The sequence below is a fragment of the Streptococcus sp. 1032 genome, assembly GCF_013277015.1.
Lineage (GTDB): Bacteria > Bacillota > Bacilli > Lactobacillales > Streptococcaceae > Streptococcus.
The window spans coordinates 68,269-94,068 of the sequence record NZ_VMMD01000026.1 but is presented as its reverse complement, the minus strand read 5'-3'; the positions used below and the strand labels follow the sequence as shown (position 1 = coordinate 94,068).

The following is a 25,800-nucleotide window of genomic DNA, read 5'->3' as shown; positions in this document are numbered from 1 at the left end:
TTATATTCAAAATGACAGTATTTTTTAAATTTTATCAAAAGCAATACCATTCCTTATTTAATGTGTTTTTCTAGTTCTTTTTGATATTTGCTATTGGATTCCAATTTTTCTTTTTGCCATTTTTTAAGAGCTTCGTCATATTCTTTTGTTGTAACAATATCTTTTTGCAATTTCATTCCTTTAAAGATATATGGATCCCCCTTAATACCAACTTGTGAGTATGGTTTTGAGAATGGTACTACGTTACTTACAACTGGAGAACCACCAGATGAGGCTGTTGGCATCAATAATGAACTATCTGTCAACCAAGCTTGAGCTTTGGCATATTTTTCATATCTCTTCTCTAAGTCAGTGGTCTCAGAAACAGCATCTTCTAACAATTTCTTATATTGATCCAAACCAAGTTTAGCGACAACATCCTTATCTTTTCCTTTCGTAATACCAAGGTGTTTCATGGCAGAACCAGATTTTGGATCCATAATATTCAAGTAAGATGCTGGATCTTGATAGCTTGGAGCCCATCCTGTACTGTTCAAATCATAGTCTTTTTGAGAAGGAACACGCGCTTGTGATGTAATCGTTTCTTTTTCATTATCTGTCATTTGAAGTACATCGATGACAACATTTTCAGCACCAAGAGTTGATTCAATAGACTGTTTGAAAGAGTTGCTTTGTTGAACGGCGATAGTATCTGTTTGTTCAACCGGGACATCCAAGTGAATTGGGAAGGTTACCCCTTTAGATTCCAAGTCTTTCTTAGCTTTTTCGAAAGCAGCTTTAGCCTTGTCAGGGTTGTAGATAGAATCCTTACCGTCAACTAGCTCAACACCTTTCCATTGGTCACCATAGTTCACCAACTCTGCTTGGGCGATTTGACCAAAGTTCTTACCACCTGCTTGTACGAAGTTATCTGGAACAAGGCTGTTACGAATAATCTTGTCCGCACCATCTTCACCGTTTAGCTGGGCAGCATACGAATGACGGTTGAAGGCAAAGTTGATAGCCTGACGGAAGTCCTTATTGAGCATCGCTTCTTTTGTAGAAGTCTTTTGCTCTTCGCTTGTTTTCGCAGTTTTATTGTATGACTGACGATTTACGTTAAAGGTGAAGTAATAACTGCTTGAGTCCTGTGGGCTATAAGTGATTTTATCTCCGTATTCTTCCAAAGTTGAAGCAAAGTTTGAGCTGCTTGGGAAGAGACGGGCTGTCGTATAAGCACCAGAGGAGAAGCTACGGATCAAAGACTCCTGATCTGAACCATCGTAGTAGGTCAATTTAATCTTCTCAATTTTAACATTTTCTTTATCCCAGTAATTTGGATTTTTTTCATATTCAATCAACGATTTAGAAGTCAATGTTTTTAAGAAATAAGGACCATTGTAGAGAATACCTGCTGGGCTAACCTCTCCGTAATTCTTTCCTGATGCCTTTAAAAACTCTTCATTTACAGGCAACATCGTTGCTGTAGTCACTTTTGAATTCCAGAAACTTTCTGGCGCATTCAATGTATACTCAACTGTATAGTCATCCAAAGCTTTAACACCAACTGTAGAGAAATCATTGGTTTCACCAGTCATATAGGCGTCCAAGCCTTTGATTGAATTTTGGATGAGAGAGACACCGTCTGACTTACCATCAGCGACGTGTTTTAGTCCTGTCACAAAGTCATGGGCTGTTACTTCTGCGTATTCTTCGCCTTCTGATGTGTACCATTTCACTCCTTTACGAAGTTTATAGGTATAAGTCAATCCATCTTTTGAGACAGACCAATCCTCAGCCAAAGAAGGAATAACATTACCATATTTATCATTTTCCATCAAACCATCAATGACATTCCCGATAATATCTGTTGTGGATGTACGCGTTGCTATACTGTAGTCCAAGGATGCTGGATCCACTGCATATACATAAGAAAATGTTGTCGGAGCATCTGCTTCTTTATCAGCTTTTCCACAGGCTGCTAAAAGAGCTGTTGTGCTTAGGATAAGTCCTGTTGTTAAAATCCACTTTTTTGATTTCATAAAAATCTCCTTTAATATATTTTTAATCTACTTTTACAATCCAACCTTCTGGCGCTGGAATATCACCAAACTGAATTCCTGTCAATTCATCATAGAGTTTACGAGTCACAGGTCCTACTTTTGTTTCACTATAAAATACATGGAAATCATCACCGTGCTGAATACCTCCAATTGGAGAAATAACCGCTGCTGTACCACAGGCACCAGCCTCTACAAAACGGTCAAGGTTATCAATTGGGACATCCCCCTCAATAGGAGTCAAGCCCAAGCGGTGTTCTGCTAAATAAAGTAAGGAATACTTGGTAATAGATGGCAAGATAGATGGACTCAATGGTGTTACAAATTCATTATCAGCTGTAATTCCAAAGAAGTTAGCTGAACCGACTTCTTCAATCTTTGTATGAGTTGAAGGGTCTAGGTAGATAACATCTGAGAAATGACGTGATTTAGCCAATTTCCCTGGCAAGAGACTGGCAGCATAGTTCCCACCAACCTTAGCCGCACCTGTACCATTTGGAGCGGCACGGTCGTATTCATCCTGAATCAAGAAGTTGGTTGGGACCAAACCACCCTTAAAGTAATTTCCAACTGGCATAGCAAAGATGGTGAAAATATACTCTTCTGCTGGTTTTACCCCGATAATATCTCCGACACCAATCAAAAGAGGGCGAAGATAGAGGGTTCCACCTGTTCCGTATGGTGGTACGTATTCTTCATTCGCACGGACAACTGCTTTACAAGCTTCTACAAACATTTCTGTTGGAACTTGTGGCATCAAGAGACGGTCACATGTCCGTTGCAGGCGTTTGGCATTTTCATCAGGACGGAACAGTTGAACACTGCCATCCTTAGTACGATAAGCTTTCAAACCTTCAAATGCTTGTTGACCATAGTGAAGACTTGGAGAAGACTCTGAAATATGCAAAGTTGCATCCTCTGTAAGCTCTCCTTGATTCCATTGTCCATTTTTAAAATGAGCAATATAGCGATAAGGTAATTTCATATAGGAGAAACCAAGGTTTTCCCAATCAATCGTTACTGTCATATTCCACTCCTTATTCTAAAAACCTATTTCTTATATTCTACACTATTTTTCTAAAATAGCAAGTATATTTTGTAATTTTCAGAAAATTTCTTCAATAAAAAGAACCAGCTCTTAGAACTGATTCTTCATTTCACTTATTTAGCTTCAGTAAATACTTCTTTAAGATAAGCATCAAAAACTTCTTCATCAGAAATCGTGTCAGAGATGAAGCTACCGTTACTTGTGCGTTCTGACAAGTTCAAGTCTTGCAATCGGCTTTCATAGATTGTTCCTTTGTTGGATTGAACAAGCAGAGTTTGGTCGTTCTCGTCCACTTCTGTACTAAAGAGGTCACCAACGAAATCTTGTTCTGCAACTGCTCCTGCTAAGAAGACACGATGTGGTTTATTTTTCAACTCACGCAAAACTTGTAAACCACGTTTGGCACGGCTGGTTGCTGGAATTTCGTCAATAGAAACACGTTTCAAACTTCCACGCTGAGTCAAGAGGTAGAAGGACGAGGTATTACAGATAAAGGTCGATTGGAGGACATCATCTTCTTTCAAGTTCATAGCCTTGACCCCTGCCGCCTTGGCACCGACAACTGGAACCTCTTCGATGTTGAAACGAAGGGCATAACCATTTTGGCTAATCAAGACAACATCATCTAGTTTAATCGGAGCCACTGCTACAATCTGGTCTGTATCGTCTTTGAGCTTAGCATACTTAACTGACTTAGACTTGTAGGTCCGCCACGGAGTGAATTCTTTTCGTTCTACACGCTTGATTTGACCGAGACGAGTCGCTGCAAAATAAGTTGTCGCATCATCAAACTGATCCACTACTTCAACATAAAGGATTTCTTCGTTAGTTTCAAAGTTTGTAATGGTCTGGCTCAGATGCTCGCCGATGTCCTTCCAACGAATATCTGCCAATTCATGGATTGGTCGATAAATGACATTTCCAAGGGTCGTGAACATCAAAAGATGCTGGGTGGTCTTGGCAGATTGAACAAAGATTAAACGGTCATCATCACGTTTGCCAATTTCTTCCAGAGTGGAAGCTGCAAAGGAACGTGGGCTGGTACGCTTGATATAACCTGCCTTGGTCACGCTGACGTAGGTATCTTCCTCGGCGATCAGACTAGCTGTATCAATCTCGATTGCTTTCGCAGTGTCTTCTAAAGTACTCAAACGTGGAGTCGCAAATTTCTTCTTGACCTCACGAAGTTCTTTCTTCATGAGATTGTACATGGTCCGTTCATCACCGATAATCGCCGCAAGCATAGCAATCTTTTCACGAAGTTCTGCTTCTTCTTCCTGCAAGACAACTACGTCTGTATTGGTCAAACGGTACAGTTGCAAGGTTACGATAGCCTCAGCCTGCTCTTCTGTAAAGTCATAGCTGACCTCAAGGTTTTCCTTGGCGTCCGCCTTATTCTCAGAAGCGCGGATAAGGGCAATGACTTCGTCCAAAATCGAAATCACGCGAATCAAACCTTCTACGATATGGAGACGTTTCTCTGCCTTTTCCTTGTCAAAGCGTGAACGCGCCAAAATCACTTCACGACGATGTGCGATGTAGCTAGACAAAATTGGAACGATCCCAACCTGACGAGGCGTGAAATTGTCAATCGCCACCATGTTAAAGTTGTAGTTGATTTGCAGGTCGGTGTACTTAAATAGGTAGTTGAGAACAAGCTCCGTATTGGCGTCTTTCTTAAGTTCGATAGCGATACGAAGACCATCACGGTCAGACTCATCACGAACCTCAGCAATACCAGCTACCTTATTATTGACACGAACATCATCGATTTTTTTGACCAGATTAGCCTTGTTGATTTCATAAGGAATCTCAGTAATAACAATTTGTTCCTTACCACCTTTTAGCTTTTCAATTTCAGTCTTGGAACGAACAACCACGCGCCCTTTTCCTGTTTCATAGGCTTTCTTAATTTCATCACGCCCTTGGATGATGGCTCCAGTCGGAAAATCTGGTCCAGGCAAGAATTCCATGAGTTTATCCACCTTGGCTGTCGGGTGGTCAATCATGTAAACCGTCGCATCAATAACCTCAGCTAAATTATGAGGTGGAATGTCTGTGGCATAACCAGCCGAAATACCAGTAGAACCATTGACCAAGAGGTTTGGAAAGGCTGCTGGTAAGACTGTCGGTTCTTTCTCTGTATCATCAAAGTTCCATGCAAAAGGAACAGTCTTTTTATCGATGTCTTGAAGAAGGTAGCCAGCAATTTCAGACAAACGCGCTTCGGTATAACGCATAGCCGCAGGCGGATCCCCGTCCATAGAACCGTTGTTACCATGCATTTCAACTAGAATCTCACGATTTTTCCAGTCCTGAGACATACGAACCATGGCATCATAGATAGAACTATCACCGTGTGGGTGGAAATTCCCCATGATATTCCCGACAGACTTGGCCGACTTACGGTAGCTCTTGTCAAAGGTATTGCCATCCTTATTCATCGAATAAAGAATACGGCGCTGAACCGGCTTCAATCCATCACGAATATCTGGCAAAGCCCGGTCTTGAATAATGTACTTGGAGTAGCGCCCAAAACGCTCTCCCATAATGTCCTCCAGGGACATGTTTTGAATGTTAGACATAATAATTCTCTTTTTAGTGTTTTATTGTAAAGTAAATCTATATTTTATAAATTTAACTGTTTCTTTGTAGGTAGTAAGAAAAGAAGAGCAATCCTACTAATCCTAGAATGAATAAAAGATTAATTTTAATAACAAATAAGCTAAGTAGGGTATTAATTAGGCCGTGAAAAATGGCGCAAAAAAGGACCGACTTAGTCTTTTTGAAAACAGCTGCTAGAAGAATACTGAGATAAATTGCAAATAGACTGAATAATATAAAAGGCATACCACTTTGGGAACTTCCAATCACAAACCATAAAGGTATATGCCATATTGCCCAAATACAACCTGTTATCAAACCGGAAATCCAAAAGGAGAATCTAGTTTCCAAAGTTGGTTGCAAGATGCCTCGCCATCCCAATTCTTCTTCGCCACCATAAACACAGACTGCACTCAAAAAAACAACAAACAAATTTCCTAGTGGAAAAGCCGGATTAAGCTCCGTAGATGAGAAAGCAATGACACCTGTTTGCACGAAAATTAGTAAAAGAAATAACAAAATATATTTCTTTGAGTCCCCTAAGATAAAAGAGACTATGCTTTTAATGGATTTTTGAGGCAAACAAGAAATGGCTGCAATGGTAGGACCGAAACCTCCTAGTAAATGGAGAAAAACTCCTAGTGGACTTGTTAGACTTAAGAGGCTCATTTGCGTCAGAAAAGCGAGCAATCCCCAACCAAATCCCCAAGAAATGAGAAAACTAATCAGTAAAAATTTTGTTATCTTATTATTTTGTAAATGTTTCATTTTTTTCGAGTCTCTCCTCAGCATACTGAATCATCTTCTCAGCTACTTCTTTATCGTAGTCAAAATCCATCTTTTGAGCAAGGGACTGAGCCTCTTGGTGGAAAAGTTGCATCGTAGCAAACAAAGACTGAGTGATTTTGTCACTATTTGAGAAATCAAGTAGACTTGAGAATTCATTCTCTTTCTGAGCAGGCAAATAGTTAAAGATGTACTTATAATTTTTACCGATGTCAACTGCTCCCCTATCACTTGCAACCTGCCAAGCCAAGATCTTCAGGAGTTCTTGTTGGCAAATCCCGTAAAGATGGTCAGTGACATAGAAAACTTGCTTGCGACAGATTCCCTTGACCACATAGGCGGAAACCCACCAAAATTCATTGCAGGCTTTTTCAAAATCTATCTCACTAGCTGGATGCGTCCAGAAACGCTGAGGACTGGGAGAATAAAACTCAAACAAACCCTTAGGATCCTCTAGCACCGTGAAATCCGCTTCGCTTTCTACCCACTCCTGGATATGATCTTTGGGGCAAAGGGTCAAATCAATCCGGTTACCATCTTCAAAGAGCATGAGATAGAGACGACGGTTGCCTAGGATATTATGCTACTCAATGATACGTGTTCCAAACTGGTCCAACCAAGCAAGATTACTCGTCAGATTATCTAAGTCGTCCACGACATATACAACATCATAGTCTTGAAACTCGTCTTTTGGTGCTTTTGTATCGGTTCGCGAACCAGACATGGCGACAGCCTCGACTTTTAGACTTTTTGCGGTTTGTAAAATTAAATCAAACATCTCGGTTTCAGTTCTCATGGGAATACCTGCCTTTTTAGTAAAAACTCTTGATTCTGTATAGGACATGTCTATAAAGCGGACTGTCTGCTGGAACTTTTTCATTATCAAATTCTTTGACAAATTCCATGCCTACCTTTTGCATGACTTTTTGCGAAGGGAGATTGAGTAAGGATGTAAAGGAGTAAACTTCTGACAAGCCAGCTTGCTGGAAAGCGAAGTCTAGACAGGCTTGGGCAACCTCTGTCGCATAACCACTATTCCAAAACTCTTTTCGCAAACGCCAGCCGATTTCTACAGCTTCTTTTCCAGCAAAAATCCGTAAATCCGAATGGTGCAGACCTACCAAGCCGATAAACTCCTGATTGTCTAAGTCACTCAGGGACAAACTTTTTACTTCATTTACTTTTTTCATTTTTCTTTTTGAATATTTTTGTGCCAGTCTCTCCCATGAGACAGGCAAACTGACTTTTTTTCTGTCAGTCACTTTTTTGAAAATAAATCGCTGGCAAGTTTTTAGTCAACAATTTTTAATTTATTTCTTGATTGTGAAAAATGCAGATTATCTGAATAAAATATTCTTTCAATACCTTTATTAGGAGTACTAACTGAATAGTTTAAATAATATAGTTCAGAACGATATTCTTCGTACATCTTTTCTATACTTTTATGAATATCATAAGTTAATATCCATTTTTTATCTTTCATATAATCCTTGATTGTTTTTGATAACCTAGAATGATCATCATGGTTATAAAAATTTGTATATAAACCTGGTCCTTTAGTATAATAAGGTGGATCAAAAAAAGTAAATGAATTTTTTGTTTTAGAAATTGACCTTTTAATAAACTGCTCAGCATCCATATTAAAAAGTTTAATCTGTTTTTTATGCTTAGATATTTCAAGAATTTTGTTTATTATATCTGATTTACTGAATCGACAATCTAGTTTGTATTTTCCATTCTGATTTTTACCACCAATAACCCCAGCTTTTATAATACCAGATCTATTTGTTCTATTAAGAAATAAAGTTGAAAAACCCAGAAGTAGTAAATCAGAAACATTTTTTTTATTATCTTGAATTGATTTCTGAATTTTCCACTCATCTATTGTTATGTCAGTATTTTCTATTTTATCAATCAACTCTTCAGTCAAATAAAGAACAGAGTACCAAAATGCATAGATAGATTTATCATAATCATTTACAATAATCTTTTCTACATCTCCAAGTAGCAAAAGTTTCATAGCAACTCCCGCTCCTCCCATATAAGGCTCAATATAAGTATGGCAATTATTTTCTTTAATCAATTCTTTAACGAATTCATAAACCTGAGTTTTCCCCCCAGGGTATCTTAATGGCGTATAGGTCTTACCTGACATATCATCACCTCATCTCTTATTGATAAAATTATACCCCTTTTTTAAGTAACTTCCAAATTATAATCTAGGAAGTTTAACATTATCAGCTACATAGTTAAACGCTTTTTCAAATTGTACCTGAAATTCTTGAACTTTTTCAGGATTATTTTTTGCCCAATATTTGACTGGATTATTGTTGTACTTCCAATGAACTTTTTCTTTATTAAACCATTTTTTCCACACTTTTCTTTCAGCTATATTCTTAAACTCTCCATTAACTTGTTTATATTCCGATTCATAAGTTCCATTCTTAATTGATTGAATAACTTGGTAAATTGGATTATTCATAAAAACACTATGATTATAATTCTTTGCTATTTTCCAATAATCTGAGTTATTATCATCAAGAATATCAAAAATAAATTCCTCTGGATTACATTGAAGGTCATTAGTAGGCAAAGTAATAAAATTTCTATAATCGTTTATATTTGCTTCAACATCTCCATCTAAGCAAACTATCGAATTCTTAGAAAATTCTGTTACTTTAGATTTATACAAGTGTATATAATTGGTACATGATAAAGTTGTATTTGACATGAAGTGTAATGAATTTTTAATTGAATGGTTATTACTATTCTTCAAAGAATGTATTAAGCCTTCAAAAACATATTGAGCCTCAGCATCTTCAAAATAAATCTTAATACTATCAGTAATTTTCTGTTCATTAGCTTGTGCCAACAACATATTTTTAAAATCAATTAAATATTTCATCTCTGATAACGTAGTTGTTGAATTGTCTTCAGAACTAATATCGGAGGAAAATAGTTTTATATCATGATTAGTACGTTGGTTCGATATTTTCAGTTTTTCACAATGTTCCAATAAAGTCAACGAATGTGAAGTGGCAAAAATTTGCACGTCAAAACTTCTTGCTTTTTGAAAGAGTATATCTAATAATTTATTCTGAGCGGCTGGATATAATGTCGCATCTATTTCATCAATAAGTAATATCCCACCCTTGTAATCATTAGGAAAATCATTTTTTAATTTCTTAAATGAATACAAAGCTAATAAAATTTGCCCAATATTATCTTCCCCTGATGAAATCATTTCAATAGTCATCTCTTCATCAATAAATGATGCTGTTTTCTTATTATTCAGATTTGTTTCAGTTGCAGTAAGATTGTCTGTATATTTTTTTAAAAGTATTGACTGATAAAGATTATGTATTTCTTTCTTATCCTGCGATGATAAATTGATTTGCAAGTCACTCATTTTAGTGGATCTGACTAACGGTGTTAATCTTTCCAGGCCTAAATAAATTACTGGATGGACATAATTGGATGATTTCCCGTCTTTTCTCCTAGTAACTAGACGAGGAAGTTTTTTGTTATGGTTCGTACTCTCAATTTTAAAACTATCTTTATTGCTCAATGTAACTTTAGCATGTTCTATATTTCTAACATCATTTGGAGATAATTTAAAATGCTCTGCAGATGTGGACTCAAAATCATCCCCAAAATAAGTTAGTAATTTTTTATATTGCACAACTTTAGGGTCATTTTCTGAAAGTCTCTTTATATCTTTTTTATTAAGTTTTTTTACATCTCCAGAAATAAAAGGAATAACATTATTGTGATAAGAGAAACCTTGGGCAATCATTCCTAATATAGTTGATTTCCCTGTACCATTCTTCCCTGAAATAATATTTACATATTTTGACGGCTTGAACGATACTTTTTTAATTACTCTAAAATCTTTAATTTCTAATTCTTCAATGTACATTTTATTATTTTTCGATGATACCATTTTTAAAAACTCTTTCTTTTAAATATAATTACACAATATTTTAAAACACCGTCGCTTCTTCCAACGTAAACTTGACATTATCCTCAATCCATTTACGGCGTGGTTCGACCTTGTCGCCCATGAGGACATTGACGCGGCGTTCTGCGCGTGCTAGATCTTCGATAGTGACACGGATAAGGGTACGAGTTTCTGGGTTCATGGTTGTTTCCCAGAGCTGGTCAGCGTTCATCTCTCCAAGCCCCTTGTAGCGTTGGAGTGTTGCGCCTTTACCGAACTGCTTGCGGAGTTCTTCAAGTTCTCCGTCTGTCCATGCGTAGGCCACTTCTTCTTTCTTGCCTTTTCCTTTGGACATCTTGTAAAGAGGCGGAAGGGCAATATAGACATGGCCTGCCTCAACTAACGGACGCATGTAACGGTAGAAAAATGTCAAGAGCAAGGTCTGGATATGGGCACCGTCTGTGTCCGCATCGGTCATGATAATGATCTTGTCATAGTTGGCATCTTCAAGGGAGAAGTCTGCTCCGACACCCGCACCAATAGTATAAATCATGGTATTGATTTCTTCATTTTTGAGGATATCCGCCATCTTGGCCTTGGCTGTATTGATAACCTTACCACGAAGAGGTAGAATAGCCTGGAACTTGCGATCACGGCCTTGTTTAGCAGAACCTCCGGCAGAATCTCCCTCAACTAGATAGAGTTCATTCTTAGCTGGATTCTTAGACTGGGCTGGGGTCAATTTCCCAGACAGCAAGCCCTTATCTTTCTTATTTTTCTTCCCATTTCGGCTCTCATCACGCGCCTTACGTGCTGCTTCACGAGCATCACGAGCCTTGATAGCCTTGCGGATGAGGTTAGAAGCCAGTTCCCCATTTTCCATAAGGAAGAAGGTCAACTTATCCGCCACAATGCCATCCACAACGGGACGAGCAAGAGGGCTTCCTAGCTTGTCCTTGGTCTGACCCTCAAACTGCAAATGTTCTTCAGGGACTAGAATAGAGAGGACAGCCGCTAGCCCCTCACGATAGTCTGATCCTTCAAGGTTTTTATCTTTTTCCTTAAGAAGACCTGTCTTACGCGCGTAGTCGTTCATAACCTTGGTAATGGCAGACTTGAGTCCTGTTTCATGCGTCCCACCGTCCTTGGTGCGAACGTTATTAACAAAGGACAGAATGTTATCTGAAAATCCATCATTGTACTGGAGAGCTACTTCCACTTGGAAACCGTTGTCTTCACCTTCAAAGTAAAGGACTGGCGTCAAGGTTTCCTTGTCTTCGTTCAGATAAGAAACAAAGTCCTGCACCCCGTTCTCATAATGAAACTCAATCGCTTCATCTGTTCGCTTATCTGTCAGAGACAAGGTCACATTTTTCAAGAGAAAGGCTGACTCATTGAGACGTTCTGAAATGGTATTGTACTTGAAGTCTGTCGTAGAAAAGATCGTCGCATCAGGCATGAAGGTAACCTTGGTACCTGTCTTAGACTTAGGCGCTGTACCGATTTTCTTCAAAGTCGTAACAGGTTTGCCACCATTTTCAAAACGTTGCTTGTAAACTGCGCCATCACGGGTGATTTCAACTTCTAGCCAGCTAGAAAGGGCATTAACAACGGAAGAACCCACCCCGTGAAGTCCACCTGATGTCTTGTAGCCACCCTGACCGAATTTTCCTCCGGCATGAAGAATGGTAAAGATAACTTCAACAGTTGGAATCCCCATAGCGTGCATACCTGTCGGCATCCCACGTCCATGGTCTTGCACAGTCAAACTCCCGTCTTTATTGATGGTGACATCAATACGGTCACCAAACCCAGACAAGGCTTCATCGACTGCATTATCAACGATTTCCCAAACTAGGTGATGGAGACCAGCGCCATCGGTCGATCCGATATACATCCCTGGACGTTTACGGACCGCATCCAACCCTTCTAGCACCTGAATGGCATCATCATTATAATTGTTAATATTGATTTCCTTTTTTGACACAAGGAACCTCCTATTCGTTCATCTTTACTATTCTACAGGTTTTCCAAGGATTTTGCAAAATTTTTCTTTCTCCGATGTGACAATTTCAGAAGAGATTCTCTGCCTTTCTTCTCTATTTCATGATATAATAGGAGTATGATTACAATAGTTTTATTAATCCTAGCCTATCTGCTGGGTTCGATTCCGTCTGGTCTCTGGATTGGACAAGTATTTTTTCAAATCAATCTGCGCGAACATGGTTCTGGTAACACTGGAACGACCAATACCTTCCGCATTTTAGGTAAAAAAGCTGGTATGGCAACCTTTGTCATTGACTTTTTCAAAGGAACCCTAGCAACGCTTCTTCCGATTATTTTTCATCTGCAAGGTGTTTCACCTCTTATCTTTGGACTTTTGGCTGTTATTGGTCATACTTTCCCTATCTTTGCAGAATTTAAGGGTGGTAAGGCTGTCGCAACCAGTGCGGGAGTGATTTTCGGATTTGCGCCTGTTTTCTGTCTCTACCTTGCAGTTGTTTTCTTTGGAACCCTCTATCTTGGTAGCATGATTTCACTATCTAGTGTTACAGCATCTATCGCGGCTGTCATCGGAGTTCTACTCTTTCCACTTTTTGGTTTTATCCTGAGCAATTATGATCCTCTCTTCATCGCTATTATCCTAGCACTGGCTAGTTTGATTATCATTCGGCATAAGGATAATATCACACGTATCAAAAATAAAACTGAAAATCTTGTTCCTTGGGGATTAAACTTAACTCATCAAAATTCTAAAAAATAAACGCCAGTTTGAACAGAACTGACGTTTTTTGTATGCTTATTTTGATTTGATATAGTTGATACCATCTGCTTTTGGTGCGACTGCTTTTCCAAAGAAGGCTGCCAAGACAAGAATTGTCAAAACATAAGGTGCGATTTGAAGATAAACCGCAGGCACTCCTTGTAGGAATGGCAATTGAGATCCGATAACAGCCAAACTTTGTGAAAGTCCAAAGAAGAGACTAGATAGCATGGCTCCGATTGGATTCCATTTTCCAAAAATCATCGCAGCAAGGGCGATAAATCCAGGTCCAACAATAGTTGTCACTGAGAAGTTAACTGAGATTGATTGAGCATAAATCGCTCCGCCAATTCCACCTAGGAAACCTGAAATAATAACCCCTAAATATCTCATCTTGTAGACATTGATTCCCAAAGTATCTGCTGCTTGAGGATGTTCACCGACAGAGCGGAGACGAAGACCAAAGCGAGTCTTAAAGAGGATAAACCAAGCAAGGAATGAGAAGGTAATCGCGATATAACCAAGCAGACTAGTTGACTTGAAAAAGATATCACCAATCACTGGGATATTTGCTAAGACTGGGAAATCAAAGCGTCCAAAAGTCTGACTTAGGTTGTCGGTTTGTCCTTTATTATAAAGAACTTTCACCAAGAAAACAGCCAAGGCTGGCGCCATCAAGTTCAATACCGTACCGCTGACAACATGGTCTGCACGGAAATGAACCGTCGCTGCTGCGTGGATGATAGAGAAGAGACCTCCAACCAATCCTGCAACTAGCAAGGATAGCCATGGAGTTGCTGCGCCAAATTGTTCTGCAAATTCAAGGTTAAAGACAACTCCAGAAAAGGCACCCATAACCATAATTCCTTCAAGGCCGACGTTTACCACACCACCACGTTCAGAGAAAACACCACCAATACTTGTAAAGATGAGGGGTGCTGAGTAAATCAGCATAGAAGACACCAAGAGGGTGAGCAAGGTTGTAATAGACATCTTTACTTACCTCCTTTAACTTGTTTTTTCGGTTTGACAAAGCGTTCGATAAGGTAATGAACACTGACAAAGAAGATAATAGACGCTGTTACAATGCTGACAAGCTCAGACGGTACCTGCGCCGCATTCATACCAGGGGCTCCAACTTGGAGAACACCAAATAGGAAGGCTGCAAAGAGAATACCGATTGGTGAGTTGGCTGCAAGCAGACTAACCGCCATCCCGTTAAACCCAACAGCCAATGACGCCCCTTGAACATAGACGTTCTGGAAGGTTCCAAGTCCTTCAACAGCTCCACCAAGACCTGCCAAGGCACCTGAAATAATCATTGATAGGATAATAGTTCGTTTTGCAGAAATACCAGCGTATTCCGATGCGTGTGGATTAAGACCAACCGCACGAATTTCAAAACCAAGAGTTGTTTTCTTGAGCATGAACCAAATAACTGCAACGGCAATAATGGCAAAGAAAATACCAATATTCATCCGTGAGTTACCAGTCAACTCAGCCAACCAAGGTGTCTGATAGGTTGCATTAGCCCCAACACGAATGGTCGAATCTGTACTTTGCATGAAGTCTTTAGGGAAAGCATGGATAAAGGCATTTCCTACATACAAAACGATGTAGTTCATCATGATAGTTACGATAACCTCTGACGTCCCTAGATAGGCTCTAAGAATACCCGGAATCGCGCCGACAATTCCTCCCGCAATCAAGGCAATCACGATGGTTGCTAGAATCATCAAGGGACGTGGCATATCTGGATGCGACAGGGCAAACCAACCACTAAGAATCCAACCTGCCAAAGCCTGACCAGGAAGACCGACGTTAAAGAAACCTGCTCGACTAGCGACGGCAAAGCCAAGACCAATTAAGACCAAAGGCCCCATGGCACGGAAGATTTCCCCAATCCCACGTAAACTACCAAAGGCTGTATAGAACAATTCTTCGTAGCCCCAAATAGCATCATAACCAAAGATCCACATGACAATGGCTCCAAGTAAAATTCCTAGGAAGACAGAAATCAAGGGAACCGAAATTTGTTGTAATTTTTTAGACATCACTCTTCTCCTTTCCCAAGTTTCCACCAGCCATCAAGACACCAAGTTCTTGTTTATTGGTTGTTTCTGGTGATACAATACCTTGAATCTTCCCATCGTGGATAACGGCAATACGGTCTGAGACGTTTAAAATCTCATCCAATTCAAAGCTGACAACAAGAACAGCCTTCCCATTATCACGCTCTTCAATCAAGCGCTTGTGGATATATTCAATGGCACCGACATCCAAACCACGAGTTGGTTGGCTGACGATAAGGAGATCAGGATCACGATCAATTTCACGAGCAATAATTGCTTTTTGTTGATTTCCTCCTGAGAGTGCAGCTGCAGGAACAAATTCGCTGGCAGCACGAACATCAAACTCCTCCATTAGCTTTTTAGCATAAGAAGTAATATTTGAATAGTTCAAAATTCCATTTTTACTATGTGGTTCTTTATAGTAAGTTTGAAGGGCAATATTTTCAGAAATCATCATTTCCAAAATCAAACCATCACGGTGACGGTCTTCTGGAACGTGACCAACACTCAACTCTGTAATCTGACGTGGGTGCAAGCCCACAATTGAATCTCCTTTTAGCTCAATGCTACCAGATTCAACCTTGCGAAGACCTGTAATGGCTTGAATCAGTTCAGACTGACCATTCCCATCAATCCCCGCAATACCAACAATCTCTCCAGCACGAACATCTAAGGACAGATTTTTAACAGCTGGAACACCGCGGTTTTCATTGACCACCAAGTCTTTAATAGACAAGATCACTTCTTTTGGTTGAGAGACTTGCTTCTCTGTTTTAAAGGAAACAGAACGTCCAACCATCATTTCTGCCAAATCAGCATTAGTAGCCCCTGCAATTTTGACGGTTTCAATTGATTTCCCACGACGGATAACTGTAACGCGGTCAGAAACTGCGCGAATCTCGTCCAACTTGTGAGTAATCAAGATAATTGATTTTCCTTCTTTGACAAGATTTTTCATAATAGCCATCAACTCCTCAATTTCTGATGGAGTCAAAACAGCCGTTGGTTCGTCAAAAATAAGAATATCAGCTCCCCGATAAAGGGTTTTTAAAATTTCTACACGTTGTTGGGCTCCAACTGAGATGTCTGCAACCTTGGCAGAAGGGTCCACAGCTAAGCCATAACGTTCAGAAAGAGCCTTGATTTCTTTGCTAGCTCCAGCGATATCTAGCACACCATTTTTAGTCAATTCACTTCCTAAAATAATGTTTTCAGCCACCGTGAAAGCCTCTACCAACATAAAGTGCTGGTGAACCATTCCGATTCCCAAGCCAGCTGCTTTAGATGGGGAGTCGAGGTTGACAACTTGACCGTTGACCGCGATTTCACCACTAGTTGGTTCAAGAAGTCCTGCTAACATGTTCATGAGCGTGGACTTACCAGCCCCATTTTCTCCTAAAAGTGCATGAATTTCACCCTTTCGTAGGTGCAGGTTGATTTTGTCGTTGGCAACAAATTCACCAAACACCTTGGTAATATCACGCATCTCTATGACATTTTCGTGTGCCATGTGCTCTTCCTTTCAGAGTCTTATTTTATTTCAATAAAACTTGCTAGTTTGTCTAGTAGCAAGCTTTACTGAGACAAAATGACTTTGTCTCAACTCTTAAAAAGCGGCCGATGGCCGCTTCCTAAGAAATAACTTCCATCCATTATTTTGCAGGAACTTTTACGCTTCCATCAAGGATTTTAGCTTTAGCATCTTCGACAGCTTTTTTACCTTCTTCTGAAAGGTTAGTTGTTACCAAGTCAACCCCTTTATCTTTCAATGAGTAAACGATCACTTGACCGCCAGGGAATTCACCTTTTTCTGCCTTGTTAGAAATATCTTTTACAGTTGTACCAACTTGTTTCAAAGTAGATGCAAGAACAAAGTTTGATTCTTTGCCATCTTTAGAAGTGTATTTACCTTCTGCTTCTTGGTCACGGTCAACACCGATAACCCAAACTTTTTCATTTTCAGGACGGCTTTCGTTGAGTGATTTTGCTTCTGCAAAGACACCAGCACCTGTACCACCAGCTACTTGGTAAACAATATCTGCACCGGCTGCGTATTGTGCAGCTGCAATTGTTTTACCTTTAGCAGCATCACCAAATGAACCAGCGTAGTCAACTTGGACTTTGATAGATGGGTCTACTGACGCAACACCAGCCTTGAATCCTGCTTCAAAACGAGAGATAACTTCTGACTCCTGCCCACCTACAAAACCAACTTGTTTTGTCTTAGTTGTTTTTGCTGCAGCTACACCTGCAAGGTAACCTGACTCATTATCAGCGAAAGTTACGCTCGCAACATTCTTTTGATCTTTAATCACATCATCAATCAAGACATAGTTCAAATCAGTGTGCTCTGCTGCTGCATCTTTAACTGCATTGTGAAGGGCAAAACCAACACCGAAGATTAGGTTGTAACTTCCAGCCGCTTGTTGCAAGTTGTTAGCGTAGTCAGCTTCACTTGTTGATTGGAAGTAAGTGAAACCGTTATCTTTTGAAAGATTGTGTTCTTTACCCCAAGCCTGCAAACCTTCCCAAGCTGATTGGTTGAATGATTTGTCATCAACACCACCAGTATCAGTGACGATTGCTGCTTTTGTCTTCACATCAGAAGATGAATCTGCCTTACGAGAAGAGCGGTTACCACATGCAGCAAGTCCAACTGCTGCCACTGCTACTAGGCCAAGACCTAGCCATTGTTTCTTGTTCATTACTGAACCTCCTAAATAAGATGTGCAACGATGTTGCAAGTATGGATTGGTTGGCCACAAGGACCGTGCCACTCAAAGAGCGACTCAGACTAGTTTAAGTCTGTAAAAGAATATGGAAGTAATTCCCCGACCGTCATCTCGACCGTCGATTTATCTTTTGCGACTAAGGTCACTTTTAGATCTTGTTCAAAAAATTCGACCATTACTTGGCGACAAGCACCACATGGTGAAATTGGTTTTTCAGTTTGACCATAAACAATCAGCTCTGAAAACTCTCTTTGCCCTTCAGATACAGCCTTAAAAATGGCTGTTCTCTCACCGCAATTGGTCAAAGGATAGCTAGCATTTTCGATATTCACTCCCGTGTAAACACTTCCGTCTTTTGCCACTAAAACTGCTCCGATAGGAAAGTGAGAATAGGGGACATAGGCACGTTTGCTGGTTTCAATTGCCAGTTCAATCAACTCAGTAGTCGCCATCTGCCAATTCTCCTTTTAGAATTGCTACTCCAGCTGACGTTCCGATACGGGTCGCCCCTGCTTCCACAAAGGCAAGAGCATCTGCATAAGAACGAGCTCCACCAGCAGCCTTGACACCCATATCAGGCCCAACTGTTTCACGCATCAATTGAACATCTGCTATCGTAGCGCCACCAGTTGAAAAGCCAGTAGATGTTTTAACAAAATCAGCTCCTGCTTTTTGGGCTAATTGACAAGCCACAACTTTTTCTTGATCTGTCAGAAGGCAAGCTTCAATAATGACTTTCACTAACTTGTCACCACTTGCTTCCACGACTGCGCGAATATCTGACTCTACCAAGGCTAAATTGCCTGATTTGAGAGCCCCAACATTGATTACCATGTCAATCTCATCAGCCCCATTTTGGATAGCTTCTTTTGTCTCAAAAGCTTTCACAGTTGAAGTTGTTGCTCCCAAGGGGAAACCTACTACTGTGCAGACCTTGACATCTGTGCCTTCAAGCCCTTTTTTGGCATGTTCAACCCAGGTCGGATTAACGCAAACACTGGCAAAATCATACTCCCTAGCCTCAGACAACAAACAATCAATTTGATTTTCTGTTGCATCTTGTTTTAAAAGCGTATGATCGATATATTTATTTAATTTCATATTCGGATTCTCCTGCGGTTTATGAGATAATTTCTATAATTTCTCGTAAACTTTGCACCCTATCATTTATTTTAACATATTTTTGAAAATCTGTAACTAGCTGAGGAGAAATTTTTCCATTTGTGTATACTTTTGCAACAATTTCTCCCTTTTGAACGGAATCTCCAACTTTCTTTTCAAAAACAATTCCTGTCTCATAGTCCAAGGCATCAGACTTGACTGCACGACCAGCTCCCAGTCTCATAGCATAAAGCCCAAATTCCATAGCCGGAAGAGCAGAAATGACACCCGTTTCCTGAGCAGGGATTTCCACCACATGGGCAACATTGACTGGGCGATAGAGGTCCTCCAAGTCTCCACCTTGGGCTTGGACCATCTCCTCAAACTTAGCCAGTGCTTGACCATTTTCAAGATGTTGGCGAACTTCTTCAACTGTCTTGTTTACATTTGCCAGGCCAAGCATAATTTGAGCCAATTCACAGATAAAGTGGGTAATATCCTGACGGCCTTGACCTTGCAAAATCTCCAATGCTTCAAGGATTTCCAGACGATTTCCAATCGCTCGTCCCAAGGGCTGGCTCATATCCGTAATGACTGCTACCGTTTTTCTACCAACTGCCTTACCAAGTTCCACCATGGTTTGAGCCAATTCACGCGCCTCATCAACCGTTTTCATGAAGGCACCCTCACCGACAGTTACGTCTAGCAAAATATCATCCGCTCCTGCCGCGATTTTCTTGCTCATCACCGAACTCGCAATCAAAGGAATCGTGTCGACAGTTGCGGTCACATCACGGAGAGCGTAGAGAAGTTTATCTGCTTTAACCAGCTGGTCTGATTGCCCAATGACAGATACACCAATATCCTGAACCTGACGAATAAAATCCTCTTGACTGCGCTCGACTTGATAGCCTTTAATGGACTCCAATTTATCAATTGTCCCACCAGTATGGCCGAGACCACGACCACTCATTTTTGCGACTGGAACTCCAAAACTCGCTACTAAAGGAGCTAAAATCAAGGTCACCTTATCACCAACACCACCAGTAGAATGCTTGTCAACCTTAACCCCATCAATAGCAGATAAATCAAACTCTTGCCCTGTCTGAACCATATTCATGGTCAAATCAGATATTTCTCGAGTCGTCATTCCTTTGAAATAGATAGCCATAGCAAAGGCAGACATCTGATAATCAGGAACAGTTCCTGACACATAGCCTTCTACCAGCCATTCAATTTCACTCGAAGTCAGTTCTTGACCATCTCGTTTCTTTTGGATTAAATCAACTGCTCTCATTCTTTCACACTTCTAAGGATATAGTATCCCTTGTCTTTTTTTAGGATTTCACAATTGCCAAACACATCTTCCATCTTAGACTTAGCACTTGGAGCCCCTTGTTTTTTCTGGATGACGATGGTCAAATCTCCACCAATTTCCAAGAAATCTTTACTTTTCTCGATGATTTCATGAACGACTTTTTTTCCAGCACGAATAGGGGGATTGGAAATGATATGGTCAAAATGTCCTTCAACTTGTTCATAGATGTTGGACTGGAAAATCGTCGCTTCTACTTTATTTCGTTCAGCATTTCTCTTAGCCAAATCCAAGGCACGATTATTGATATCGACCATGGTCGCCTGAACGCCGTAAGCCTTGACTAAGAACAAACCTAATGGACCATAACCACAGCCGACATCTAGGACTGTCTCTCCTTGGTTGACCTCAAGACACTTGAGCAAGAGTTGACTTCCGAAGTCAACCATCTTCTTGCTAAAAACACCTGCATCCGTCAGAAAGGTCATTTTTTCTCCCAACAAGTCCACTCTCAACTCATGAATGTCGTGAGCAGCGTCAGGATTCTCTGCATAATACATTTTACTCATGAAACTATTTTACCATAATTTGACTTAAATTGTAAATCGTTTACATATCCAGAATGAGACAAAAAGATTGAAGGAAGTTGCTTTACAATAGCTCCCCTTCAATCTCTTTCAACCTTTATAAGCAAATAGTATTTCATCTAGGACTACAGCTATCATTGCCATGATAAAACAACAAATTTATTGTCTATAATCAAGCGCATTTTTATTACTATTGCTTAACCTTCAGATACTTAATTATCAACAAAATTCCCAACAAAATATTTAGATAAAAGCCCAACTGATACGTTTTTGTCAGGATTTCCAAACTTGTCCAAAGCCGTACCAAATCTTCTAGCGACATGCGGAAGAAATAACCCTCTGTAGCAATCCACAAAATCAAAAATAGATAACTTCCAGCAGCAAGCCATTTCGTCCACCGTTTTTTTAGTAGGCAAGCAATCAAGAGCGAACAGATAAATACAGCTGTTACAATAGCATGTTCCATCAAAAAAGTAAAACCGTAATAGATTTCCACAAAGCGTCTGCCATTATCCGCATTCGCCCCTTTTATAAAAGGTAGTGCAAAACTTAAAATAAAACAAAGTTCCAATATGTAACGTTTTAAGATTTTCATAGTACACCTCCTATAAGTTGTGAATCCCAAAGTCCCCTTTATTAGCTTATAAGTCAGGAGAAAGTAGCTCCTACTTCATCAATAAATTGGTCAACCTCTATCTACCTCTATTATACGATATTGGCTTACTATCATCAAGAAACCGCTTTATTTTTTTAACTTTTTATGATATGATAAACAAAATATCTAGGGGAAAACAAATGACCAACGAATTTTTACATTTTGAAAAAATTAGCCGCCGGACTTGGCAATCTTTACATCGAAAGACCACACCCCCTTTGACAGAAGAGGAATTGGAATCTATCAAGAGTTTTAATGATCAGATTAGCTTGCAGGATGTTACTGATGTCTATCTTCCCTTAGCCCATCTCATCCAGATTTACAAGCGTACCAAGGATGATTTGGCCTTTTCAAAAGGAATTTTCCTCCAACGTGAAAGTAAATCTCAACCTTTTATTATTGGGGTTTCTGGGAGTGTTGCCGTTGGAAAATCCACAACTAGTCGCCTACTGCAAATCCTACTATCCCGTACGCTTACAGATGCTAGGGTTGAATTGGTAACAACTGACGGCTTTCTCTATCCCAACCAAACCTTGATTGAGCAGGGGATTCTAAATCGTAAGGGATTTCCTGAAAGTTATGATATGGAAGCTCTTCTCAACTTCTTGGACCGCATCAAAAATGGACAAGATGTGGATATTCCTGTCTATTCTCATGAAGTCTACGACATCGTACCCGAAGAGAAACAAAGTGTCAAAGCTGCTGATTTTGTAATTGTTGAGGGAATCAATGTCTTTCAAAATCCACAAAACGATCGTCTCTATATCACTGACTTCTTCGACTTTTCCATCTATGTTGATGCTGGAGTGGATGATATTGAGAGTTGGTATCTGGACCGTTTCTTGAAAATGCTGAGCCTAGCCCAAAATGACCCTAATAGCTACTATTATCGTTTTACACAAATGCCGATTGGGGAAGTGGAGTCCTTTGCCCATCAGGTCTGGACCAGTATCAATCTCACAAATCTACAAAATTATATTGAACCAACTAGAAATCGTGCAGAAGTGATTCTTCATAAAACAAAGAACCATGAAATCGATGAAATTTACTTAAAAAAATAATTTTCCCTTGTCAAAACGTAAGTTTTCAGATATAATGGTATAGTTAGTAAATATGGAGGTAAGAACATTGGCAAACATTAAATCAGCTATCAAACGCGCTGAATTGAACGTTAAACAAAACGAAAAGAACTCAGCTCAAAAATCAGCTATGCGTACTGCTATCAAAGCTTTCGAAGCAAACCCATCTGAAGAACTTTTCCGTGCTGCTAGCTCAGCTATCGATAAAGCAGAAACTAAAGGTTTGATTCACAAAAACAAAGCAAGCCGCGATAAAGCTCGTCTTTCAGCTAAACTTGCTAAATAAGAAACAGTCCATAGAGGCTGTTTTTTTGTCCTCAAATAGGAAAAGGTAGAAAATGAAAATCGCAATTATCGGATATTCTGGTGCTGGTAAGTCAACTCTAGCTGAAAAGTTATCTCTCTACTACTCCATCCCAAAACTTCACATGGATACACTCCAATTTCAACCTGGTTGGCAAGACAGTGACCGTGAATGGATGTTAACCGAGATGAAACGTTTTCTCACCAAGCATGAAGCTTGGGTCATCGATGGAAATTATTCTTGGTGTTTCTATGAGGAAAGAATGCAGGAAGCTGACCAAATCATCTTTCTCAATTTTTCACCATTTACCTGTCTCTTTCGAGCTTTTAAACGTTATCTCAAATACCGAGGCAAGGTCAGAGAAAGTATGGCAGAAGGTTGTCAAGAACAATTTAATCGGGAGTTTATTCGATGGATTCTCTGGGATGGTCGAACAAAAAATGCTAAGGATAGATACCAATACTTAAACAATACTTACCCAGAAAAGATGCATATTCTCCATTCTCAAGCAGAGATTGATTGTTTTTTGCGATCTTTAAAAAAGTAAACAATATAGTAGCATTTCATTAAAATCAGCATGTACTGATTGACTAAAAAAGGAAGTTTTTCATCCAGAAGTCATCTTTTTTCCTTTTATTCAACAATTAAAAATAACTCGAGCAATTTATAAATCAACAATAAAATTCCCCTAGAAATGAAGAGAATCTTGTTCATAGTTTCTGAGTTCGTGATACAAAAAAACTGAAGGAAGTATAATCCTACTTCTTTCAGTTTTTTATTGTCTCAATTTAGAAAAAACTTCTCCAATCTTACCTTCGATAACTAAATCAGCTTGGCTGTCTTGAGGAGTGCTGGACTTGTTGATAACAACAAGATTTGACCCTGAAAAATAATTGACTAGACTAGCTGCAGGGTAAACAACTAAGGAAGTTCCACCAATGATCAACAAATCTGCTTGCTGAATGGCTCGAGCTGCGCGACTAAATACATCCATATCTAGCGCTTCCTCATAAAGGGTCACGTCAGGTTTGACCACCTTGCGACAATCTAAGCAGTAGGGAACTGGACCTTCAAGTTCCAAAAAGGCAGTCAAATCATAAAAGCGATGACAGCCCAAACAATAATTACAATCTGCACTACCATGCAGTTTCAAAACTTTCTGAGATCCTGCCATTTCATGGAGACTATCGATATTTTGCGTCACAATCGCCTTTAATTTACCTGTTTTTTCCAACGACGCTAGATAATCATGTGCTAAATTCGGCTTGGCATCAGGATAGACCAGATACTTTTTGTAGAAATCAAAAAAATCCTCTGGATAGCGCTCAAACATAGTGCGTGAAACCAGTTGCTCGGCAGTAAAATGGCGACCCAGTTTCAGACTATATATACCATCTGAACTACGAAAATCTGGAATATTAGACTCTGTAGAAACCCCTGCACCACCGAAAAAGACAATGCTCTGACTTTGATCAATAATACCTTGTAATTGTTCAATCTTATCCATTTTGTACTCCTAGGAATTTTCAAGTTAAAAAGTTGAAAGTCTTGACTTCTTGTCAACTTGGCTTCCAACTTTATTTGATTATGATTTAGATATTAAACTGACTAGTCTCGGTCCTTTGACACAATTAGGCTTCCTTCAATTTCCTTATTCTTACCTATTTCAGGATCGATTCATTGTTGATAGTTATCATTTTGAGAACAAGAGAAATCATTCTGAATATAGCCTACCTTTAGTCTGCAATCAATGTTTCCAAACCGACCTTCATCATATCAGTGAAGGTGTTTTGACGTTCTTCTGCAGTTGTATCTTCATCTGGATTAACCAAACTATCTGAAATAGTCATAATAGCTAAAGCATCAACATGGTGTTGAGCAGCAAGATAGTAAAGAGCCGCTGCTTCCATTTCCACAGCCTTGACTCCCCATTTACCAAGCTCGATATTCTTTTCAAAGTAGTTTGAGTAAAAGACATCAGATGATAAAACGTTCCCAACGTGGGTTGTCATACCAAGTTCTTTGGCGATATGGTAGGCCTTGTCCAGCAAGTCAAAGCTAGCGATTTGTGGGAAATCATACTGTGGCCAGTCATTACGGACGATGTTTGAATTAGTTGCAGCTGCTTGCGCCAAAACCAATTCACGAACGTGTACATCTTCATTCAAAGAACCTGCAGTTCCCACACGGATCAATTTTTTCACGCCGTAGTCAACAATCAACTCACGCGCATAAATCGAAATAGATGGCATTCCCATCCCAGTTCCCATGACAGATACACGGTGACCCTTGTAAGTACCAGTATAACCAAACATGTTACGCACTTCGTTAAAACAAACAGCATCTTCAAGGAAATTCTCCGCAATAAACTTAGCACGAAGAGGATCCCCAGGAAGAAGAATTTTATCAGCAATTTCACCCTGCTGAGCAGCAATATGGATAGACATAATTAAGATATAAAGGGCGACAGAGAACAAAGTAAAAATAGGAAACTGACGAAGCATCTCAGATGCTAGACAGTTTATCTTTTTTACACAGTTCTCCGCCCGTATTCAGTTCAATGAATACAGTTAACCCATCCTTTCTTTTATTGTTATGAAAAGTTTTCCGCTCGTGTTCAAATCAAAACACACGCTCTACCTTTCTTTTTTTATATTATATAGCTAGGAAAAATCGGATTCGATCAAGATTCCAATAGGCCTACTTCATTTTTATTTAAAACAGTTATAAATATTTTTTAATCTTTTAAATCAAATCCTTGACTGGAAGAAATG

The 25,800-nt window shown here is 39.6% G+C and carries 23 protein-coding genes and 1 pseudogene; 4 read left to right on the top strand and 20 right to left on the bottom strand.

Translation table 11 applies throughout. The features are described from left to right. Nucleotides 1-53: 53 nt before the first annotated feature. The 9 genes and pseudogenes from HT711_RS09360 to parE all read right to left on the bottom strand — a co-directional run bounded on the left by HT711_RS09360 (nt 54) and on the right by parE (nt 12,404). Nucleotides 54-2,021, bottom strand: coding sequence for a peptide ABC transporter substrate-binding protein (locus HT711_RS09360; RefSeq protein ID WP_173217567.1), 1,968 nt, complete (start codon nt 2,019-2,021; stop codon nt 54-56). A 22-nt stretch (nt 2,022-2,043) separates the two neighbouring features. Then, nucleotides 2,044-3,066 carry a branched-chain amino acid aminotransferase gene (locus HT711_RS09355; protein WP_173233839.1) on the bottom strand — a complete coding sequence of 341 codons (1,023 nt, stop codon included), beginning with the start codon at nt 3,064-3,066 and terminating at the stop codon, nt 2,044-2,046. Between the two features lie 134 nt (nt 3,067-3,200). Further along, nucleotides 3,201-5,672: a DNA topoisomerase IV subunit A gene (gene parC, locus HT711_RS09350; RefSeq protein ID WP_173233837.1), complete on the bottom strand. Its 2,472-nt coding sequence runs from the start codon at nt 5,670-5,672 to the stop codon at nt 3,201-3,203. A gap of 52 nt (nt 5,673-5,724) precedes the next feature. Then, entirely contained in the window at nt 5,725-6,459 is a 735-nt protein-coding gene (locus tag HT711_RS09345) for a type II CAAX endopeptidase family protein (protein ID WP_173233835.1), read from the bottom strand. Beyond that, a pseudogene (locus HT711_RS09340) lies at nt 6,440-7,273 on the bottom strand (aminoglycoside 6-adenylyltransferase). The gene HT711_RS09345 and the pseudogene HT711_RS09340 overlap by 20 nt, the downstream one beginning before the upstream one ends. A gap of 16 nt (nt 7,274-7,289) precedes the next feature. Beyond that, entirely contained in the window at nt 7,290-7,739 is a 450-nt protein-coding gene (locus HT711_RS09335; protein WP_049477639.1) for a GNAT family N-acetyltransferase, read from the bottom strand. Between the two features lie 29 nt (nt 7,740-7,768). After that, nucleotides 7,769-8,632, bottom strand: coding sequence for a DNA adenine methylase (locus HT711_RS09330; protein WP_172934308.1), 864 nt, complete (start codon nt 8,630-8,632; stop codon nt 7,769-7,771). Nucleotides 8,633-8,689: 57 nt separating this feature from the next. After that, nucleotides 8,690-10,396 carry an AAA family ATPase gene (locus HT711_RS09325; protein ID WP_173234121.1) on the bottom strand — a complete coding sequence of 569 codons (1,707 nt, stop codon included), beginning with the start codon at nt 10,394-10,396 and terminating at the stop codon, nt 8,690-8,692. A gap of 64 nt (nt 10,397-10,460) precedes the next feature. After that, a complete protein-coding gene (parE, locus tag HT711_RS09320) occupies nt 10,461-12,404 on the bottom strand; it encodes a DNA topoisomerase IV subunit B (RefSeq protein ID WP_054392735.1) in 1,944 nt (647 codons plus the stop codon). A gap of 135 nt (nt 12,405-12,539) precedes the next feature. Between parE and plsY the strand changes: the two genes are divergently transcribed. Then, on the top strand, nt 12,540-13,181 hold the full coding sequence (gene plsY / locus HT711_RS09315; RefSeq protein WP_173233833.1) for a glycerol-3-phosphate 1-O-acyltransferase PlsY: 642 nt from the start codon (nt 12,540-12,542) through the stop codon (nt 13,179-13,181). 36 nt (nt 13,182-13,217) lie between these two features. Here plsY and HT711_RS09310 read toward each other — a convergent pair whose 3' ends face one another. The 9 genes from HT711_RS09310 to HT711_RS09270 all read right to left on the bottom strand — a co-directional run bounded on the left by HT711_RS09310 (nt 13,218) and on the right by HT711_RS09270 (nt 21,583). After that, nucleotides 13,218-14,174 (bottom strand): ABC transporter permease, encoded by a 957-nt coding sequence (locus HT711_RS09310; RefSeq protein ID WP_173250056.1) that lies wholly within the window; start codon nt 14,172-14,174, stop codon nt 13,218-13,220. A gap of 2 nt (nt 14,175-14,176) precedes the next feature. Next, entirely contained in the window at nt 14,177-15,235 is a 1,059-nt protein-coding gene (locus tag HT711_RS09305) for an ABC transporter permease (RefSeq protein WP_023942990.1), read from the bottom strand. Then, nucleotides 15,228-16,763, bottom strand: a complete 1,536-nt coding sequence (locus HT711_RS09300) for an ABC transporter ATP-binding protein (RefSeq protein ID WP_173233831.1) — start codon at nt 16,761-16,763, stop codon at nt 15,228-15,230. Before HT711_RS09300 ends, HT711_RS09305 begins: the two co-directional genes overlap by 8 nt. Nucleotides 16,764-16,905: 142 nt before the next feature. Next, nucleotides 16,906-17,958 carry a BMP family protein gene (locus tag HT711_RS09295; protein WP_049543026.1) on the bottom strand — a complete coding sequence of 351 codons (1,053 nt, stop codon included), beginning with the start codon at nt 17,956-17,958 and terminating at the stop codon, nt 16,906-16,908. 89 nt (nt 17,959-18,047) lie between these two features. Next, on the bottom strand, nt 18,048-18,437 hold the full coding sequence (locus HT711_RS09290) for a cytidine deaminase (protein ID WP_112443532.1): 390 nt from the start codon (nt 18,435-18,437) through the stop codon (nt 18,048-18,050). After that, nucleotides 18,424-19,086 carry a deoxyribose-phosphate aldolase gene (deoC, locus tag HT711_RS09285; protein WP_112443531.1) on the bottom strand — a complete coding sequence of 221 codons (663 nt, stop codon included), beginning with the start codon at nt 19,084-19,086 and terminating at the stop codon, nt 18,424-18,426. Before deoC ends, HT711_RS09290 begins: the two co-directional genes overlap by 14 nt. A gap of 19 nt (nt 19,087-19,105) precedes the next feature. Beyond that, nucleotides 19,106-20,383, bottom strand: a complete 1,278-nt coding sequence (locus HT711_RS09280; RefSeq protein ID WP_173250054.1) for a pyrimidine-nucleoside phosphorylase — start codon at nt 20,381-20,383, stop codon at nt 19,106-19,108. Beyond that, on the bottom strand, nt 20,380-20,970 hold the full coding sequence (locus HT711_RS09275) for a class I SAM-dependent methyltransferase (RefSeq protein ID WP_345890027.1): 591 nt from the start codon (nt 20,968-20,970) through the stop codon (nt 20,380-20,382). Before HT711_RS09275 ends, HT711_RS09280 begins: the two co-directional genes overlap by 4 nt. A 208-nt stretch (nt 20,971-21,178) precedes the next feature. Next, a complete protein-coding gene (locus tag HT711_RS09270; RefSeq protein ID WP_173233827.1) occupies nt 21,179-21,583 on the bottom strand; it encodes a hypothetical protein in 405 nt (134 codons plus the stop codon). Between the two features lie 200 nt (nt 21,584-21,783). Here HT711_RS09270 and coaA point away from each other — a divergent pair, with 200 nt between their 5' ends. The 3 genes from coaA to HT711_RS09255 all read left to right on the top strand — a co-directional run bounded on the left by coaA (nt 21,784) and on the right by HT711_RS09255 (nt 23,573). Next, nucleotides 21,784-22,704 carry a type I pantothenate kinase gene (gene coaA / locus HT711_RS09265; protein ID WP_173233825.1) on the top strand — a complete coding sequence of 307 codons (921 nt, stop codon included), beginning with the start codon at nt 21,784-21,786 and terminating at the stop codon, nt 22,702-22,704. A 67-nt stretch (nt 22,705-22,771) separates the two neighbouring features. Next, nucleotides 22,772-23,008: a 30S ribosomal protein S20 gene (gene rpsT, locus HT711_RS09260; protein ID WP_001274000.1), complete on the top strand. Its 237-nt coding sequence runs from the start codon at nt 22,772-22,774 to the stop codon at nt 23,006-23,008. A gap of 52 nt (nt 23,009-23,060) precedes the next feature. After that, complete coding sequence (locus HT711_RS09255) at nt 23,061-23,573, top strand: DNA topology modulation protein (RefSeq protein WP_173233823.1); 513 nt, start codon at nt 23,061-23,063, stop codon at nt 23,571-23,573. A gap of 228 nt (nt 23,574-23,801) precedes the next feature. On the opposite strand, the gene HT711_RS09250 is transcribed toward HT711_RS09255, so the two are convergent. Both HT711_RS09250 and deoD read right to left on the bottom strand, forming a co-directional pair. Beyond that, nucleotides 23,802-24,533, bottom strand: coding sequence for an NAD-dependent protein deacylase (locus HT711_RS09250; RefSeq protein ID WP_112443526.1), 732 nt, complete (start codon nt 24,531-24,533; stop codon nt 23,802-23,804). Between the two features lie 229 nt (nt 24,534-24,762). Then, on the bottom strand, nt 24,763-25,473 hold the full coding sequence (gene deoD / locus HT711_RS09245; RefSeq protein ID WP_000022096.1) for a purine-nucleoside phosphorylase: 711 nt from the start codon (nt 25,471-25,473) through the stop codon (nt 24,763-24,765). Nucleotides 25,474-25,800: the final 327 nt, after the last annotated feature.